Source organism: Pseudomonas sp. GW821-FHT02C04, from assembly GCF_059421845.1.
In genome coordinates, this window is record NZ_JBWKVT010000002.1 from 260472 (window position 1) to 275918 (window position 15447).

Genomic DNA, 15447 nt, shown 5'->3' on the forward strand with positions numbered 1-15447 from the left:
CTAAGACCAAGCGGGCAGCCCAACAGGTTTAAAAACGAATGAATGCTCTAGCCCGCCGCGCCGCAGGCCTGCTGCTCAGCACAGTCTGCCTGCCCCTTTCGGCCCTGGCAGCCGACCCGCAACCGACCCACGAATTCACCCTCGACAACGGCTTGAAGGTCGTCGTGCGCGAAGACCATCGCGCGCCGGTGGTGGTGTCGCAGGTCTGGTACAAGGTCGGTTCCAGCTACGAAACCCCGGGCCAGACCGGTTTGTCCCACGCCCTTGAGCACATGATGTTCAAGGGCAGCGAGAAAGTCGGCCCCGGTGAAGCCTCGCTGATCCTGCGCGACCTCGGCGCCGAAGAGAACGCGTTCACCAGCGATGACTTCACCGCCTACTACCAGGTGCTGGCCCGCGACCGTCTGGGCGTGGCCTTCGAACTGGAAGCCGACCGCATGGCCAATCTGCGCCTGCCGGCCGACGAGTTCGCCAAGGAAATCGAAGTCATCAAGGAAGAGCGCCGCCTGCGCACCGACGACAAACCGATGTCCAAGGCTTACGAGCGCTACAAGGCCATGGCCTACCCGGCCAGCGGCTATCACACGCCGACCATCGGCTGGATGGCCGATCTCGACCGGATGAAGGTCGAAGAGCTGCGCCACTGGTACCAGTCCTGGTATGTGCCGAACAACGCCACGCTGGTGGTGGTCGGTGACGTGACCCCGGACGAGGTGAAAACCCTCGCCCAGCGCTATTTCGGGCCGATCCCGAAACGCGATGTGCCACCGGCGAAAAAACCGCTGGAACTGGCCGAACCCGGCGAACGCCAGATCACTCTGCATGTGCAGACCCAACTGCCCAGCCTGATGCTCGGTTTCAACGTGCCAAGCCTGGCCACCGTCGAGGACAAGCGCTCCATCAATGCCTTGCGCCTGATTTCGGCGCTGCTGGACGGCGGCTACAGCGGTCGTATCCCGACCCAACTGGAGCGCGGCGAAGAGCTGGTGTCCGGCGGTTCGTCGAGTTATGACGCCTACACGCGCGGTGACAGCCTGTTCACTCTGTCCGCTACACCGAACACCCAGAAGAAAAAGACCATGGGCCAGGCTGAAGCCGGTCTGTGGAAACTGCTGGAACAGTTGAAAACCACCGCACCGTCCGCCGAAGAACTGGAGCGCGTGCGTGCGCAAGTCATCGCCGGCCTGGTCTTCGAGCGTGACTCGATCACTGCCCAGGCCACCGCCATCGGCCAACTGGAGACGGTCGGCCTGTCGTGGAAATTGATGGACACCGAACTGGCTGATCTGGAAAGCGTCACCCCGCAAGACATCCAGAACGCCGCCAAGCTGTATTTCACCCGCGAACGTCTCAGCGTCGCCCACGTCCTGCCACTGGAGACGACTCATGAGTGAGCGCAAAACCCCACGCCTGTTGCTGCTCGGCCTGATCACCGTGGCGGTGATCGGCTCCGCCGCGTTCTACCTGGCGCCGAGCGACAACACCAAGGCCAGCGAAGCACTGGATAACGCCAAGACCAGCCAGAAGCTGCAATCGCTGGCCGAACTCGACGGCAAGGCCCCCGCCAGCCGCAAGCTCGACGTGCAGACCTGGAACACCGCCGAAGGCGCCAAGGTGCTGTTCGTCGAAGCTCGCGAACTGCCGATGTTCGACATGCGCCTGATCTTCTCCGCCGGCAGCAGCCAGGACGGCAACGCGCCAGGTTTGGCTCTGCTGACCAACGCCATGCTCAACGAAGGCGTCGCGGGCAAGGATGTCGGTGCCATCGCTCAGGGCTTTGAAGGCCTGGGCGCGGATTTCGGCAACGGCGCCTACAAGGACATGGCCATCGCTTCGCTGCGCAGCCTGAGTGCCGTCGACAAACGCGAACCGGCGCTGAAGCTGTTCTCCGAAGTAATCGGCAAACCGACCTTCCCTGCCGACTCCTTCGCACGTATCAAGAACCAGATGCTCGCCGGTTTCGAGTATCAGAAACAGAGCCCCGGCAAGCTCGCCAGCCTGGAATTGATGAAGCGCCTGTACGGCGATCACCCGTACGCGCACTCCAGCGATGGCAGCGCGCAAAGCGTACCCAAGATCACCCTGGCGCAACTGCGTGAGTTCCACGCCAAGGCGTATGCCGCCGGCAACGTGGTGATTGCACTGGTCGGCGACTTGTCCCGTGCCGAGGCCGAGGCAATTGCCAATCAGGTTTCTGCCGCCCTGCCAAAAGGCCCGGCGCTGGCGAAGATCGCCCAACCGCTGGAGCCGAAGGCCAGCGTCGGACATATCGAGTTCCCGTCCAAGCAGACCAACCTGATGCTTGCGCAACTGGGCATCGACCGTGACGACCCGGACTACGCCGCACTGTCGATGGGCAACCAGATCCTCGGCGGCGGTGGTTTCGGCACTCGTTTGATGAGTGAGGTCCGCGAGAAACGTGGTCTGGCCTACACCGTGTATTCGGCGTTCAGCCCGATGCAGGCTCGCGGCCCGTTCATGATCAATCTGCAGACCCGCGCGGAAATGAGCGAAGGCACCCTGAAACTGGTGCAGGATGTGCTCGCCGATTACCTGAAGACCGGTCCGACCCAGAAAGAACTTGATGACGCCAAGCGCGAACTGGCCGGCAGCTTCCCGCTGTCCACTGCGAGCAACGCCGATATCGTCGGCCAACTCGGCGCCATGGGTTTCTACAACCTGCCGCTGAATTATCTGGACGACTTCATGCGTCAGTCCCAGAGCCTGACCGTCGAACAAGTTCGCGACGCCCTGAATAAACACTTGAGCACGGATAAACTGGTCATCGTCAGCGCTGGCCCGACCGTGCCGCAAAAGCCGTTACCGGCCCCATCTGATAAACCTGCCGAGCAGCCGCTCGGGGTTCCGGAGCATTAATGGCCAGTCCAAAGAAACCTGTACAGAAACTGCACAACGGTGTGAACCAGCTGCGCATCATCGGCGGCGAATGGCGCAGCCGCAAACTGAGCTTCCCCGATGCGCCGGGCCTGCGTCCGACGCCGGACCGTGTGCGCGAAACCCTGTTCAACTGGCTCGCGCCGTACGTTGCCGGGGCCAAGGTGCTCGATCCGTTCGCCGGCAGCGGCGCGCTGTTTCTGGAAGCGCTGTCCCGTGGCGCGTCCATGGGTCAGGCGCTGGATGCCAGCCATGTCGCAGTCTCCAGCCTGAAAGAACACCTCGGCACGCTGCGCTGCACCAACGGCCACGTGCAGACCGCCGATGCCTTGCGCTATCTGGAAACCCAGACCGCGACCGCGTTCGATCTGGTGTTCCTCGACCCGCCGTTCAACCAGAACCTGCTGCCAGCCGTCTGCACGCTGCTGGAAGAGCGCCAATGGCTGGCCGATGATTCGTGGATCTACACTGAAAGCGAAACCGCGCCATCGACCCTCGGCCTGCCAGGCAACTGGCGCCTGCACCGCGAGCAGAAATCCGGGCGGGTGTACTACGCGTTGTGGCAACGTATGGCAGTGATCGCCGGTTAACCGACCGGCCTGAAAAAGCGGCGAGCTTCAGCCGAGGCTCGCTGCGCTGCTTCGAGAGCAATCGTGTCCCCTTCGTCAAAATCGTTCATCCCCGCCTTCGGCCTAGGCAATCCGCACCTGCAAACCTTATGGGGGCCGCTGTGGCGCAAAACCGTACACCTTGATCGCCAGCGTGAACGGCTGTGGCTGGACGACGGCGATTTCCTCGACCTTGACTGGCACGGCCCCCACAGTGCGGAAGCGCCGTTGGTATTGGTGCTGCACGGGCTGACTGGCTCTTCCAATTCGCCTTACGTCGCCGGAATCCAGGCAGCGCTCTCCGCCCAAGGCTGGGCGAGTGTTGCGCTGAACTGGCGTGGCTGCTCGGGCGAACCGAACCTGTTGCCGCGCAGCTACCATTCCGGCGCCAGCGAAGACCTCGCCGAAACCATCCGCCATCTGAAGGCCAAGCGGCCACTGGCGCCGCTGTATGCGGTCGGCTACTCCCTCGGTGGCAACGTGCTGCTCAAGCATCTGGGGGAAACCGGCAGCGCCAGCGGTGTGCTCGGCGCGGTGGCGGTATCGGTGCCGTTTCGTCTGGATCAGTGCGCCGATCGTATTGGCCAAGGGTTTTCGAAGGTCTATCAGGCGCACTTCATGCGCGAGATGGTGGCCTACATCAAGAACAAGCAGCGCCAGTTCCAGCACGACGGTCGCGAGGATGGTCTTGCCGCACTGGCCGCCCTTGGCTCGCTGGAAAACATGCGCACCTTCTGGGATTTCGACGGCCGGGTGACGGCGCCACTGAATGGCTTTGCCGATGCCGAGGATTACTATCGCCGTGCGTCGAGCCGCTACTTTCTTGGCGAGATCCGTACACCGACCCTGATCATTCAAGCGGCGGACGATCCGTTCGTGTTCCCCCACAGCCTGCCTTCGGCCAGTGAGCTGTCGAGCTCGACCGCGTTCGAATTGCAGGCCCGGGGCGGGCATGTCGGTTTCGTCGACGGCTCATTCCGCCAACCGGGTTATTACCTGGAACGACGCATTCCCCAGTGGCTGGCCGACTCGGGGCGCGAGTGACGTCATGAGCGATCAGGGCGAGTCGATCCGCTTCTGGCAAACCGCACCACTGGCCGGGGTCGAATTGCTGTCGGCGCGCTACATCGAGCATCGCTTCGCCCCGCACGTCCACGACGGCTACGTGATCGGCATGATCATGGCCGGCGCCCAGCGCTACCGTTATCGCGGTGCCGAACACCTGGCCGGCAGCGGCACGCTGGTGCTGATCAACCCGGACGAATTGCACACCGGCCACAAAGGCACCGAGGACGGCTGGCTGTACCGGGCGTTTTATCCGGACACCGGCAAGATTGTGTCGCTGCTCGAAGAGCTGGAACTGCCGACTGCGCCGATGCCCGCCTTTGGCGCGACGCTGTACCGCGATCCGGATCTGGTCAACGGCTTCAGCCAGTTGCACCGCTTGTTGGAAAGCCCCGCCACCGCGCTGCAGCAGCAAACGGTGTGGCGCGAAATGATGCTGTTGCTGTTGCAACGTCACGCGGCGGTGCAGATCAACGGCAAACCCGGCAAGGAACATCGTGCGGTGGTGATGGCGAAGGAATTACTGCACGCACAACTGGCGGCACCACCCTCGCTGGAAGAACTGGCGGCGGCCGTGAACCTGTCGCCCTTCCACTTCGCCCGGGTATTCCGCCGCGCCACCGGCATGCCGCCGCACACCTGGCTGATGCAACAACGGATTGCCTGCGCGCGGGGCTTGTTGCAGAGCGGCTGCCTGCCGGTGGAAGTCGCCACACAGTTGGGCTTTGCCGACCAGAGCCATCTGAGCCGGCAGTTCAAACAGGTTTATGGCGTGGGCCCGGCGGCCTACCGCAGCGCGCGGCTGGACCGCTGAACGCGCTTACTCGCCGGTGGCGATACCGCGCGAAGGCTCATTGATCCACTCGCTCCACGACCCGGCATACAGCGAACCCAACGGATAACCCGCCAGGCACAGGGCGAACAGGTTGTGACACGCCGTCACCCCCGAGCCGCAATACGCCACCAGATCGGTCGGTGAACGCGCGCCGAGTTTCGCGGCGAAGCGCTGCTTGAGTTGATCGGCCGGCAGGAAACGTCCGTCGCTGCCCAGATTCTCGGTGAACGCCGCGCATTGCGCGCCGGGGATGTGCCCGGCGATCGGGTCGATCGGCTCCACTTCGCCCTTGAAACGCGGCAAGGCACGGGCGTCGAGCAGGGTCAGGGCCGGTTGGCCGAGGCGTTGCTGCAATTGCTCGGCGCTGAGCAGCAGATGTTTGTCCGCCTGCCCGCTGAACGTCCCGCGAGCCACCGAAGGCGCGTCCAGACTCAACGGCAGACCCGCCGCGTGCCAGGCCTTGAGCCCGCCATCGAGAATAAATACGCCATCGCGCTTGCCCAGCCACGCCAGCAACCACCAGGCCCGCGCCGCGTAGGCACCGGGACCGTCGTCATACAGAACCACGTCGCTGTCGTTGTTGATGCCGAAGGTTTGCAGGCGCTCGATCAACGCTGCAGGTTCCGGCAGCGGATGGCGGCCGGTCACGCCTTTGATCACCGGACCGCTGAGGTCACGCTCAAGATCGGCAAAACTCGCCCCGGCAATGTGCCCTTCGGCATAGCTGCGCTGGCCGTAGTCCGGGTCTTCGAGGGCAAAACGGCAATCGAGAATCACCAGCCCCGGTTGCTCCTTGCGGGCATCCAGCGTGGTCGGGCTGATCAGTTGCGCAATCGGCATAGCGAACGACTCCTGTGAGCGGATGGGTCAGGACCTTTCTTCGAGGGCCTGGGCCAACGGTACGTAGAATTCTTCGAACAGTGCGTTGACCTCATCGCGGGCCTGATCGGTGACAAACCCCGCTTCCAGCACCAGCACCTGATACACGCCACGTTTAATGGCCTGCTCGCTGAGGTGATTGGAATTTTCCCGGGTGGTGCACAGAAAGCGCACCCAGGACGTGAGGATGATCCACGCGTTGAGGGTCAGGGATTCGATCTGCACCCGGTCCATCTTCAGGATGCCGGCGGCGACGAAGCCTTCATAGATCGCCGCGCCCTGAATCACACAGCGCTGGGAAAAGCGCCGGTAACGCCCGGCCAGGTCCGGGTCGCTGTCGAGCAGGTGCTCGAGATCGCGATGCAGGAAACGGTAGCGCCACATCGCCGACAGCAGTTCCTTGAGATAGAAACGCTTGTCTTCGACCGTCGCCGCCCGCCCCTGAGGCGGGCGCAGGAAGCTGTCCACCAGGCTTTCGTACTCACTGAACAGCACGGAGATGATCGCCTGCTTGTTGGGGAAGTGGTAGTACAGATTGCCCGGAGAAATCTCCATGTGAGCGGCGATGTGGTTGGTGCTGATGCTGCGCTCGCCCTGCTGATTGAACAGCTCAAGGCTGTTCTGCACGATGCGCTCGCTGGTTTTGATCCGTGGGGCCATGGCTTGAGCTTTAATTCAGAGTGCGTTGGGGGGCATCTTACGACCTAACCGGAATGGGATAAAACCATGACGCACAAGGAAGTCATTTGACTTTCTAGAGCATAGACTCTAGAAAGTTCCTCACGACAACAAATCCGGAGCCGACAATGACCGCCGATATTGCCTACCTGCAATCGTTGCAACAGCCGCTGGAAGAGCTCAACCGGTTGTTCAACGCGCAGCGCGCCGCCTACGCCGCCAACCCGATGCCGCCGGCCGCCCAGCGCCAGCAATGGCTCAAGGCGTTGCGCGATCTGCTGAGCAGCGAACGGCAGGCGCTGGTCGAGGCGATCAGTTCGGATTTCAGCCACCGCAGCGCCGATGAAACCCTGCTCGCCGAGTTGATGCCAAGCCTGCACGGCATTCATTACGCCAGCCGCCATATCAGCCAGTGGATGAAGCCATCGCGGCGCAAAGTGGGTGTCGCCTTCCAGCCGGCATCGGCAAAAGTGGTGTATCAGCCGCTGGGCGTGGTCGGCGTGATCGTGCCGTGGAACTACCCGCTGTTTCTGGCCATGGGCCCGTTGACCGGCGCGCTCGCAGCGGGCAACCGGGTGATGCTCAAGCTCAGTGAGTCGACCCCGGCCACCGGCCTGTTGCTCAAGGAATTGCTGGCACGGATCTTCCCCGAAGACCTGGTCTGCGTGGTGCTCGGCGAGGCCGATGTCGGCGTGGCGTTCTCGAAACTGCGCTTCGATCACCTTCTGTTCACCGGCGCCACCAGCATCGGCAAGCACGTGATGCGCGCAGCGGCGGAAAACCTCACGCCAGTGACTCTCGAACTGGGCGGCAAATCCCCGGCCATCGTCTCCCGCGACGTACCGCTCAAGGACGCCGCCGAACGCATCGCCTTCGGCAAGACCCTCAACGCCGGCCAGACCTGCGTGGCCCCGGACTACGTGCTGGTGCCGGAAGAGCGGGTCGGCGGTTTCGTCGAAGCCTATCGCCAGGCCGTGCGCGGGTTTTATCCGACACTCACCGACAACCCGGACTACACCGCCATCATCAACGAGCGCCAATTGGCGCGGCTGAACAGCTACCTCAGCGACGCCACCAGCAAGGGCGCGCTGCTGATTCCGCTGTTCGATCAGGGCCAGGGCCGACGCATGCCTCACAGCCTGCTGCTGAATGTCAGTGACGAGATGACGGTGATGCAGGACGAAATCTTCGGCCCGCTGCTGCCGATCGTGCCGTATCAGGATCTGGATCAGGCATTTGCTTACATCAATCAGCGGCCACGTCCTCTGGCTCTTTACTACTTCGGCTACGACAAGCGCGAACAGAAGCGCGTGCTCCACGAAACCCATTCCGGTGGTGTCTGCCTCAACGATACGTTGCTGCATGTGGCCCAGGACGATATGCCCTTCGGCGGTATCGGCCCATCGGGCATGGGCCATTACCACGGACACGAAGGTTTTCTGACCTTCAGCAAAGCCAAGGGTGTGCTGGTTAAACAGCGCTTCAACGCGGCGAAGCTGATTTACCCGCCGTACGGGAAATCCATTCAGAAACTGATCCAGAAACTGTTCATTCGCTAACGTCACCGCCGGGTAATAACAACAATGCACCCAAGCCTGACCGAAACACCTGCACTGTCGCGCCGTGGCCTGCTGAAATTCAGCCTGGGCGCCACGGCTTTCCTCGCCACCGCCGGCCTAGGCGCCAGCCTCAGCGGCTGTTCGTCGAGCGTATCGGCCAACGGATTCGCCGCGTTGCGTAGCGGCGACCTGCTGTTTCTGCGCGCGCTGATTCCGGTGATGCTCGATGGCGCCGTCGCGGTGGAGAAGATGCCCGCCGCTGTCGACGGAGCGCTGAAGTCCCTGGACTACAGCCTCGATCACCTGTCGCCGGAAATGCTCAAACTCACCCGGCAATTGTTCGACGTGCTGGGCATGGCCGTGACCCGTGGGCCGCTGACCGGGATCTGGGGCAGCTGGGAAAACGCCAGTCCCGAGGCGATCCGGCACTTCCTCGATCGCTGGGAAAACAGCTCGTTGAGCCTGCTGCGCATGGGCCACAGTTCCCTGCAGCAAATGGTGATGATGGCCTGGTACACCCGCGCCGAATCCTGGGCGCACTGCGGTTATCCCGGCCCGCCCACCGTCTGAGACACGCGCCTCCCCCGAACAATAATAAGAGAGCCTGATTGATGCCCGTACCTGACCCGTTTCGCGAAGGCCTTGCCCGTGGCTGGAAAACCTACAACGGCGCACAACTGACCGATGACCTGACCCTGGAAGCCGACGTGGCCATCATCGGCAGCGGTGCCGGCGGCGGCACCACGGCGGAAATCCTCAGTGCCGCCGGCTACAAGGTGTTGCTGATTGAAGAAGGTCCGCTCAAGACCAGCAGCGACTTCAAGATGCTGGAAGACAAGGCCTACAGCAGCCTCTATCAGGAAGGCATCGGCCGCATGAGCAAGGACGGCGCGATCACCATCCTTCAGGGCCGCGCGGTCGGCGGCACCACCCTGATCAACTGGACATCGAGCTTCCGAACCCCCGAGCCGACCCTCGAACACTGGGCCAAAGAACACAACGTCAAAGGCCACAGCCCCGTCGACATGGCGCCGTGGTTCGAAAAAATGGAACAGCGCCTCGGCGTCGCCCCGTGGATGATTCCACCCAACGCCAACAACGACGTGATCCGCAAAGGCTGCGAACAACTGGGCTACAGCTGGCACGTGATCCCGCGCAACGTGCGCGGCTGCTGGAATCTGGGTTATTGCGGCATGGGCTGCCCGACCAACGCCAAACAATCGATGATGGTCACGACCATTCCGGCGACCCTGGAAAAGGGCGGTGAACTGCTTTATCTGGCCCGCGCCGAAAAGCTCTTGATCAGCGGCGACAAAGTGACCGGGCTGCAATGCGTGGCGATGGACGAACGCTGCGTCGAACCGACCGGACGCAAGATCACGGTCAAGGCCCGCCATTACGTGCTGGCCGGCGGCGGGATCAACAGCCCTGCCCTGCTGCTGCGCTCGGATGCGCCGGATCCCCATCAGCGCCTCGGCAAACGCACCTTTCTGCATCCGGTGAACATGTCCGCCGGGCGCTTCGACGAGGTCATCAACCCGTTTTATGGGGCGCCGCAGTCGATCTACTCCGACCACTTCCAGTGGAAGGACGGCACCACCGGGCCGATGGCCTTCAAACTCGAAGTGCCGCCGCTGCACCCGGCGCTGGCCGCCACCCTGCTCGGCGGCTTCGGCCAGGAAAACGCGCAGCACATGGCCGACCTGCCCCATACCCACGCCATGCTGGCGTTGCTGCGTGACGGCTTTCATCAGGACAGCCAGGGCGGCAGTGTCGAATTGCGTGGCGACGGCTCGCCGGTGCTCGATTATCAGGTGTCGTCCTACGCCTGGGACGGTTTGCGCCGGGCCTTCCACGTCATGGCCGAAATCCAGTTCGCCGGTGGCGCCAAAGCGGTGATGCCGATGCACGCCGATGCGCGCTACGTGAACAGTCTGGCCGAGGCACGCAAAATGATCGACGGCTTGAGCCTTGAGCTGTACCGCACCCGCCTGGGCAGCGCCCACGTCATGGGCGGTTGTGCGATGGGCGAAGACCCGAAAACCGCCGTCACCGATAGCCTTGGCCGGCATCATCAACTGCGCAATCTGTCGATTCATGACGGCTCGCTGTTCCCCACCAGCATCGGCGCCAACCCGCAGCTGTCGGTATATGGTCTGACGGCGCAACTGGCGACATCCCTCGGCGAACGGTTGAGAAACCCGTGAAAAAGCCGAAAATTCGTACCGTCTATAGTGCTTTCTTACCCAAAAGGCGACTTGGCCGACCGGGACGGCTGCGATACCATCCGACTCCCCAACGGATTCCCGCCAGGACGACGCGATGAACCGAGTGTTGTACCCAGGTACCTTCGACCCTATTACCAAGGGCCATGGCGATCTGGTCGAACGCGCCTCGCGCCTGTTCGACCATGTGATCATCGCCGTCGCCGCCAGCCCCAAGAAGAATCCGCTGTTCCCGCTGGAACAACGGGTCGAGCTGGCCCGCGAGGTCACCAAACACCTGCCGAACGTAGAAGTGGTCGGCTTCTCGACGCTGCTGGCGCATTTCGCCAAAGAGCAGAACGCCAATGTGTTCCTGCGTGGTTTGCGCGCGGTGTCGGACTTCGAATACGAATTCCAGCTGGCCAACATGAACCGCCAACTGGCACCGGATGTGGAGAGCCTGTTTCTCACCCCGTCCGAGCGTTATTCGTTCATTTCCTCGACGCTGGTGCGGGAAATTGCAGCCCTGGGCGGCGATATCAGCAAGTTCGTCCACCCGGCAGTGGCTGACGCCCTGACCCTGCGCTTCAAGAAGTAACGACCGTTCAAACGGCGCCCGCGTGCACTGCGGGCGCCAATGCGGCACAATTGCGCGCATTGATTTATTGCGCCCGGGCCCGCCGCCCCGGCTGGAGTTAGCATGTCCCTGATCATCACCGACGATTGCATCAACTGCGACGTCTGCGAACCTGAGTGCCCGAACGCCGCCATTTCCCAGGGCGAAGAGATCTACGTGATCGACCCGAACCTGTGCACCCAGTGCGTCGGCCACTACGACGAGCCGCAGTGCCAACAGGTCTGCCCGGTGGATTGCATTCCACTGGACGAGGCCCATCCGGAGACTGAAGAACAGTTGATGGAGAAATACCGCAAGATTACCGGCAAGGCTTGAGTCTCTGACCCCGATCGCAGCGCCAGGCTGCGATCGCGTCATTCACGCTGCTCGAATCCTTCCCCGGTACAGCCCAGGCAACGCACGAACGCCGCTTTTGCCGGTGCCACCACCAGCGCCTCCCCCGCATCGCCGACACCGCCACCCAGCGCGGTAAACGGCAACGACACCACAAACGCCCCCGCACCGATCACCGTCGCCGCCACCAGCAAGGGGCGGGCAATCAGCAGATCGCCGATCATGGCGTAGGCTGGTGGGTTCTGGATGGCGTATCGCGGGTCACCGCTGCCGCCTTCCGTGGCATGAACGGTCAGGCCGGAACACAGCAGCAGTGCGAGAAACAGGGCTTGCGAGGATTTCATGGCACGATCCTTCGGGCTGAACAGTGAGACAACTCACTATAGACCGTAGGACTTTTTCAGCTTTTGCGCTCAGCTTTGGCAGCGCGGACAGAAGACGCTGGCACGCTGACCCAGTTTCACTTCCCGCAGACCGGTGCCGCAGACTTTGCAGTGCTCGTTACCACGCCCGTAGACAAACAGTTCCTGCTGGAAATACCCCGGCTGCCCATCACCACCGATGAAGTCGCGCAACGTAGTGCCGCCACGTTCGATGGCGGCGGCGAGGATGCGCTTGATCTCGATTGCCAGCTTCAGATAGCGCGCCCGGGAAATGCCCTTGGCTTCGCGACGCGGATCGATACCGGCGGCGAACAACGCTTCAGTCGCGTAAATATTGCCGACGCCCACCACCACTGCGTTATCCATGATGAACGGCTTGACCGCCATCGACCGCCCGCGTGACAACTGATAGAGACGCTCGCCATCAAACAGATCGGTCAACGGCTCCGGGCCCAGGCGAATCAGCAATTCGTGATTGAGCGGGTCGGTACTCCAGAGCATCGCCCCGAAGCGCCGAGGATCGGTGTAGCGCAGGGCCAGGCCGGATTCCAGCTCGATGTCGACATGCTCGTGTTTGGCCGCCGGCAGCCCGACTTCAACCAGCCGCAGATTGCCCGACATGCCCAAGTGGCTGATCAGTGTGCCGACCTCGGCGTTGATCAGCAGATACTTGGCGCGCCGCTCGACCAGCACGATGCGCTGCCCGGACAGGCGCACATCGAGGTCTTCGGGAATCGGCCAGCGCAGCCGCCGGTCACGCACGATCACCCGGCTGACGCGCTGGCCTTCCAGGTGCGGGGCGATGCCGCGACGGGTGGTTTCGACTTCCGGCAATTCAGGCATGGGGGTCTCGAATCAGTTTGCTAAATCAATGTGCGCCAAGTTCGCGGATCGTCTGCTTCAACGTTTCGAAGTCGTAATCCGAGAGGCCGATGTATTCGAGCACCAGCGGCCCGACGGCCTGCCATTCGAAGTCTTCGGTCTGGTTGCCCAGCACCCGATACGACGCGCAGATGTGCTCGGCCATTTTCAGGATCGCCAGCAGGTTTTTCATCTGGCTGTTGCGTGAAGTCTCGTCGCTGAAGATCGCCATCGCATTGTGGTGGTTGGCGATGGCCGCACTGACGTGTTCCGGCAGGCGCCAGGACTTGGCGGTGTAGTAACCGACCACCGAGTGATTGGTGTTGTAGACATCGTTCTCGGTGTCCACAACCCGGCGTTCGGCACCCGCGTTGGCATAGGCCTCTTCGAGCGTCTTCATGTAATCCGGGAAACGCTGGAGCATCAGCGGCACACCGCAGTCATGGAACAGGCCCAACGCATAGGCCTCGTCGCTCGCTTCGGTGCCGACGCGCTTGGCCAGGGTCAGGCAGGTCATGGCCACGTCCTGGGCGGTGTCCCAGAAGCGGTTCAGGGTGACGATGGTGTCATCGTTCATCTCGCCCTTGATCGACATCGCGTTGATCAGGTTGATGATCGAACGACTGCCCAGCAGGTTCACCGCGCGCTTGATCGAAGTGATCTTGTTGCTCAGGCCGTAATACGGCGAGTTGACGATTTTCAGCAGAGAGCCGGACAGGCCGGGGTCCTGGGAGATCAGCTTGGCGATCGTCTCCAGATCCGGGTCGGGCATGTACTGCTCCATTTGCAGATCCACCATGATCTGCGGTTGCGCAGGCACGCTGATGCCTTGCAGGGACTGTTGAATCTGTTCGGTGGTCAGCTCTTGGGACATAAGTACACACTCTGGGACAGGCGGCGATTCTAACCCCTAAAAACCGACGAACGACACTTTGGGGGCAGATCGGCGGAAACTTTCATTCAAGACCATCTGGCGAATTCTGCCTTCAGCCGCTGACCGGCCGGGCTTGCGCGCCACATGTCCAGCACCGAACCCGCGTGCAGCGCAACACGGTATACTCCCGCTCTTTTTTCCGGAGCGACGTCATGTCCCTGCCTAGCTTGCGCCTCAAAGCCAACGCCGACCGTCGCCTGCGCGCCGGTCACCTGTGGATCTACAGCAACGAAATCGACGTGGCCGCGACCCCGTTGCACGGCTTCAAGGCCGGTGACCAGGCGATCCTCGAAGCCGCCGGCGGCAAGCCGCTGGGCATCGTCGCCATGAGCCCGAACAACCTGATCTGCGCCCGCCTGCTGTCGCGCGACATCAAGCTGCCGCTGGACAAGTCGCTGCTGGTGCATCGCCTGAACGTGGCCCTGTCGCTGCGCGATCGCCTGTTCGACAAGCCGTTCTATCGTCTGGTCTACGGCGACTCCGATCTGCTGCCGGGCCTGGTGGTCGACCGTTTCGGCGACATCCTCGTGGTGCAGATCGCTTCGGCGACCATGGAAGCCCATAAAGATGACGTGATCGCGGCGCTGACCCAAGTGCTCAAGCCAAGCGGCATCCTGTTCAAGAACGACTCCGCCGCCCGTGATGCCGAAGGCCTCGAGCGTTACACCGAAACCGTGTTCGGCCTGGTGCCGGAGTGGGTGGCGCTGGAAGAGAACGGCGTGAAATTCGAAGCCCCGGTGATTCAGGGCCAGAAAACCGGCTGGTTCTACGACCACCGCATGAACCGCGCGCGCCTGGCCCCTTACGCCAAAGGCAAACGCGTGCTGGACCTCTACAGCTACATCGGTGGCTGGGGTGTGCAGGCTGCCGCATTCGGCGCCAGCGAAGTGTTCTGCGTCGATGCCTCGGGCTTCGCTCTCGACGGCGTCGAGCGCAACGCCGCGCTGAACGGTTTTGCCGACAAGATGACCTGCATCGAAGGCGACGTCTTCGAAGCCCTGAAGGAACTCAAGGCCAGCGAAGAGCGCTTCGACGTGATCGTTGCCGATCCGCCTGCGTTCATCAAACGCAAGAAGGACATGAAAAACGGTGAAGGCGCCTACCGTCGCCTGAACGAGCAAGCCATGCGCCTGCTCAACAAGGACGGCATCCTGTTCAGCGCTTCGTGCTCGATGCACCTGCCGGAAGACGATCTGCAGAACATCCTGCTGACCAGCGCCCGCCACCTGGACCGCAACATCCAGTTGCTGGAGCGCGGTGGTCAGGGCCCGGATCACCCGGTGCACCCGGCCATTCCGGAAACCCGCTACATCAAGAGCATCACCTGCCGTCTGCTGCCCAACAGCTAACGGTATCGATGCTTATTAAGAAGGGGAGCCAACGGGCTCCCCTTCTTTTTGCCTTTCATTATTGGCTTTCCTACATTTACCGTCCGGTCACCGTGCAGGACATTTCCTTACATCCAACATTTACCAACACCTAACTTACAAGACCTTTTCAAGCGGAAGATCACTCCGACAAAATTACTGGAATATTCCTACTTAATATCCGCTTGCGATTAATCCATTACAAACTA

General features: G+C 62.1%; 16 protein-coding genes. 11 read left to right on the top strand and 5 right to left on the bottom strand.

Features of this window, described 5'->3' with window-relative positions:
• The first annotated feature begins 38 nt into the window (after positions 1 to 38).
• The 5 genes from AC07VV_RS09285 (at position 39) to AC07VV_RS09305 (ending at position 5382) form a co-directional block, all read left to right on the top strand.
• Positions 39 to 1394 carry a M16 family metallopeptidase gene (locus AC07VV_RS09285; protein WP_495036061.1) on the top strand — a complete coding sequence of 452 codons (1356 nt, stop codon included), beginning with the start codon at positions 39 to 41 and terminating at the stop codon, positions 1392 to 1394.
• Positions 1387 to 2877: a M16 family metallopeptidase gene (locus tag AC07VV_RS09290; RefSeq protein ID WP_495036062.1), complete on the top strand. Its 1491-nt coding sequence runs from the start codon at positions 1387 to 1389 to the stop codon at positions 2875 to 2877. The genes AC07VV_RS09285 and AC07VV_RS09290 overlap by 8 nt, the downstream gene beginning before the upstream one ends.
• Complete coding sequence (gene rsmD, locus AC07VV_RS09295) at positions 2877 to 3485, top strand: 16S rRNA (guanine(966)-N(2))-methyltransferase RsmD (protein ID WP_096817575.1); 609 nt, start codon at positions 2877 to 2879, stop codon at positions 3483 to 3485. The genes AC07VV_RS09290 and rsmD overlap by 1 nt, the downstream gene beginning before the upstream one ends.
• Positions 3486 to 3548: 63 nt before the next feature.
• Positions 3549 to 4547 carry a hydrolase gene (locus AC07VV_RS09300; RefSeq protein WP_495036063.1) on the top strand — a complete coding sequence of 333 codons (999 nt, stop codon included), beginning with the start codon at positions 3549 to 3551 and terminating at the stop codon, positions 4545 to 4547.
• 4 nt (positions 4548 to 4551) lie between these two features.
• On the top strand, positions 4552 to 5382 hold the full coding sequence (locus AC07VV_RS09305; RefSeq protein WP_495036064.1) for an AraC family ligand binding domain-containing protein: 831 nt from the start codon (positions 4552 to 4554) through the stop codon (positions 5380 to 5382).
• 6 nt (positions 5383 to 5388) lie between these two features.
• On the opposite strand, the gene AC07VV_RS09310 is transcribed toward AC07VV_RS09305, so the two are convergent.
• Complete coding sequence (locus AC07VV_RS09310; protein ID WP_495036065.1) at positions 5389 to 6243, bottom strand: sulfurtransferase; 855 nt, start codon at positions 6241 to 6243, stop codon at positions 5389 to 5391.
• 27 nt (positions 6244 to 6270) lie between these two features.
• A complete protein-coding gene (locus AC07VV_RS09315; protein WP_495036066.1) occupies positions 6271 to 6942 on the bottom strand; it encodes a TetR/AcrR family transcriptional regulator in 672 nt (223 codons plus the stop codon).
• A gap of 146 nt (positions 6943 to 7088) precedes the next feature.
• Between AC07VV_RS09315 and AC07VV_RS09320 the strand changes: the two genes are divergently transcribed.
• The 5 genes from AC07VV_RS09320 (at position 7089) to AC07VV_RS09340 (ending at position 11675) form a co-directional block, all read left to right on the top strand.
• On the top strand, positions 7089 to 8519 hold the full coding sequence (locus AC07VV_RS09320; protein ID WP_495036067.1) for a coniferyl aldehyde dehydrogenase: 1431 nt from the start codon (positions 7089 to 7091) through the stop codon (positions 8517 to 8519).
• 24 nt (positions 8520 to 8543) lie between these two features.
• The gene (locus AC07VV_RS09325; RefSeq protein ID WP_495036068.1) at positions 8544 to 9089 is read left to right on the top strand and encodes a twin-arginine translocation pathway signal protein; all 546 of its coding nucleotides are present in this window, start codon (positions 8544 to 8546) and stop codon (positions 9087 to 9089) included.
• A gap of 41 nt (positions 9090 to 9130) precedes the next feature.
• Positions 9131 to 10726: a GMC family oxidoreductase gene (locus AC07VV_RS09330; RefSeq protein ID WP_493065681.1), complete on the top strand. Its 1596-nt coding sequence runs from the start codon at positions 9131 to 9133 to the stop codon at positions 10724 to 10726.
• A 115-nt stretch (positions 10727 to 10841) separates the two neighbouring features.
• Positions 10842 to 11321: a pantetheine-phosphate adenylyltransferase gene (gene coaD / locus AC07VV_RS09335; RefSeq protein WP_003229157.1), complete on the top strand. Its 480-nt coding sequence runs from the start codon at positions 10842 to 10844 to the stop codon at positions 11319 to 11321.
• 102 nt (positions 11322 to 11423) lie between these two features.
• Entirely contained in the window at positions 11424 to 11675 is a 252-nt protein-coding gene (locus tag AC07VV_RS09340) for a YfhL family 4Fe-4S dicluster ferredoxin (protein WP_003195146.1), read from the top strand.
• A gap of 38 nt (positions 11676 to 11713) precedes the next feature.
• On the opposite strand, the gene AC07VV_RS09345 is transcribed toward AC07VV_RS09340, so the two are convergent.
• From AC07VV_RS09345 to AC07VV_RS09355, 3 genes are all read right to left on the bottom strand, one after another.
• Positions 11714 to 12037: a multidrug transporter gene (locus AC07VV_RS09345; RefSeq protein WP_102619681.1), complete on the bottom strand. Its 324-nt coding sequence runs from the start codon at positions 12035 to 12037 to the stop codon at positions 11714 to 11716.
• A gap of 69 nt (positions 12038 to 12106) precedes the next feature.
• The gene (gene mutM, locus AC07VV_RS09350; RefSeq protein WP_192559222.1) at positions 12107 to 12919 is read right to left on the bottom strand and encodes a bifunctional DNA-formamidopyrimidine glycosylase/DNA-(apurinic or apyrimidinic site) lyase; all 813 of its coding nucleotides are present in this window, start codon (positions 12917 to 12919) and stop codon (positions 12107 to 12109) included.
• A 25-nt stretch (positions 12920 to 12944) separates the two neighbouring features.
• Complete coding sequence (locus AC07VV_RS09355; protein ID WP_173861305.1) at positions 12945 to 13757, bottom strand: HDOD domain-containing protein; 813 nt, start codon at positions 13755 to 13757, stop codon at positions 12945 to 12947.
• 266 nt (positions 13758 to 14023) lie between these two features.
• Between AC07VV_RS09355 and AC07VV_RS09360 the strand changes: the two genes are divergently transcribed.
• A complete protein-coding gene (locus tag AC07VV_RS09360; protein ID WP_096817544.1) occupies positions 14024 to 15220 on the top strand; it encodes a class I SAM-dependent rRNA methyltransferase in 1197 nt (398 codons plus the stop codon).
• Positions 15221 to 15447: the final 227 nt, after the last annotated feature.

Coding starts and splice junctions, on each gene's coding strand:
- AC07VV_RS09285 (WP_495036061.1), top strand. CDS start 39: ATGAATGCTCTAGCCCGCCGCGCCGCAGGCCTGCTGCTCAGCACAGTC.
- AC07VV_RS09290 (WP_495036062.1), top strand. CDS start 1,387: ATGAGTGAGCGCAAAACCCCACGCCTGTTGCTGCTCGGCCTGATCACC.
- rsmD (WP_096817575.1), top strand. CDS start 2,877: ATGGCCAGTCCAAAGAAACCTGTACAGAAACTGCACAACGGTGTGAAC.
- AC07VV_RS09305 (WP_495036064.1), top strand. CDS start 4,552: ATGAGCGATCAGGGCGAGTCGATCCGCTTCTGGCAAACCGCACCACTG.
- AC07VV_RS09310 (WP_495036065.1), bottom strand. CDS start 6,243: ATGCCGATTGCGCAACTGATCAGCCCGACCACGCTGGATGCCCGCAAG.
- AC07VV_RS09315 (WP_495036066.1), bottom strand. CDS start 6,942: ATGGCCCCACGGATCAAAACCAGCGAGCGCATCGTGCAGAACAGCCTT.
- AC07VV_RS09320 (WP_495036067.1), top strand. CDS start 7,089: ATGACCGCCGATATTGCCTACCTGCAATCGTTGCAACAGCCGCTGGAA.
- AC07VV_RS09325 (WP_495036068.1), top strand. CDS start 8,544: ATGCACCCAAGCCTGACCGAAACACCTGCACTGTCGCGCCGTGGCCTG.
- AC07VV_RS09330 (WP_493065681.1), top strand. CDS start 9,131: ATGCCCGTACCTGACCCGTTTCGCGAAGGCCTTGCCCGTGGCTGGAAA.
- coaD (WP_003229157.1), top strand. CDS start 10,842: ATGAACCGAGTGTTGTACCCAGGTACCTTCGACCCTATTACCAAGGGC.
- AC07VV_RS09340 (WP_003195146.1), top strand. CDS start 11,424: ATGTCCCTGATCATCACCGACGATTGCATCAACTGCGACGTCTGCGAA.
- AC07VV_RS09345 (WP_102619681.1), bottom strand. CDS start 12,037: ATGAAATCCTCGCAAGCCCTGTTTCTCGCACTGCTGCTGTGTTCCGGC.
- mutM (WP_192559222.1), bottom strand. CDS start 12,919: ATGCCTGAATTGCCGGAAGTCGAAACCACCCGTCGCGGCATCGCCCCG.
- AC07VV_RS09360 (WP_096817544.1), top strand. CDS start 14,024: ATGTCCCTGCCTAGCTTGCGCCTCAAAGCCAACGCCGACCGTCGCCTG.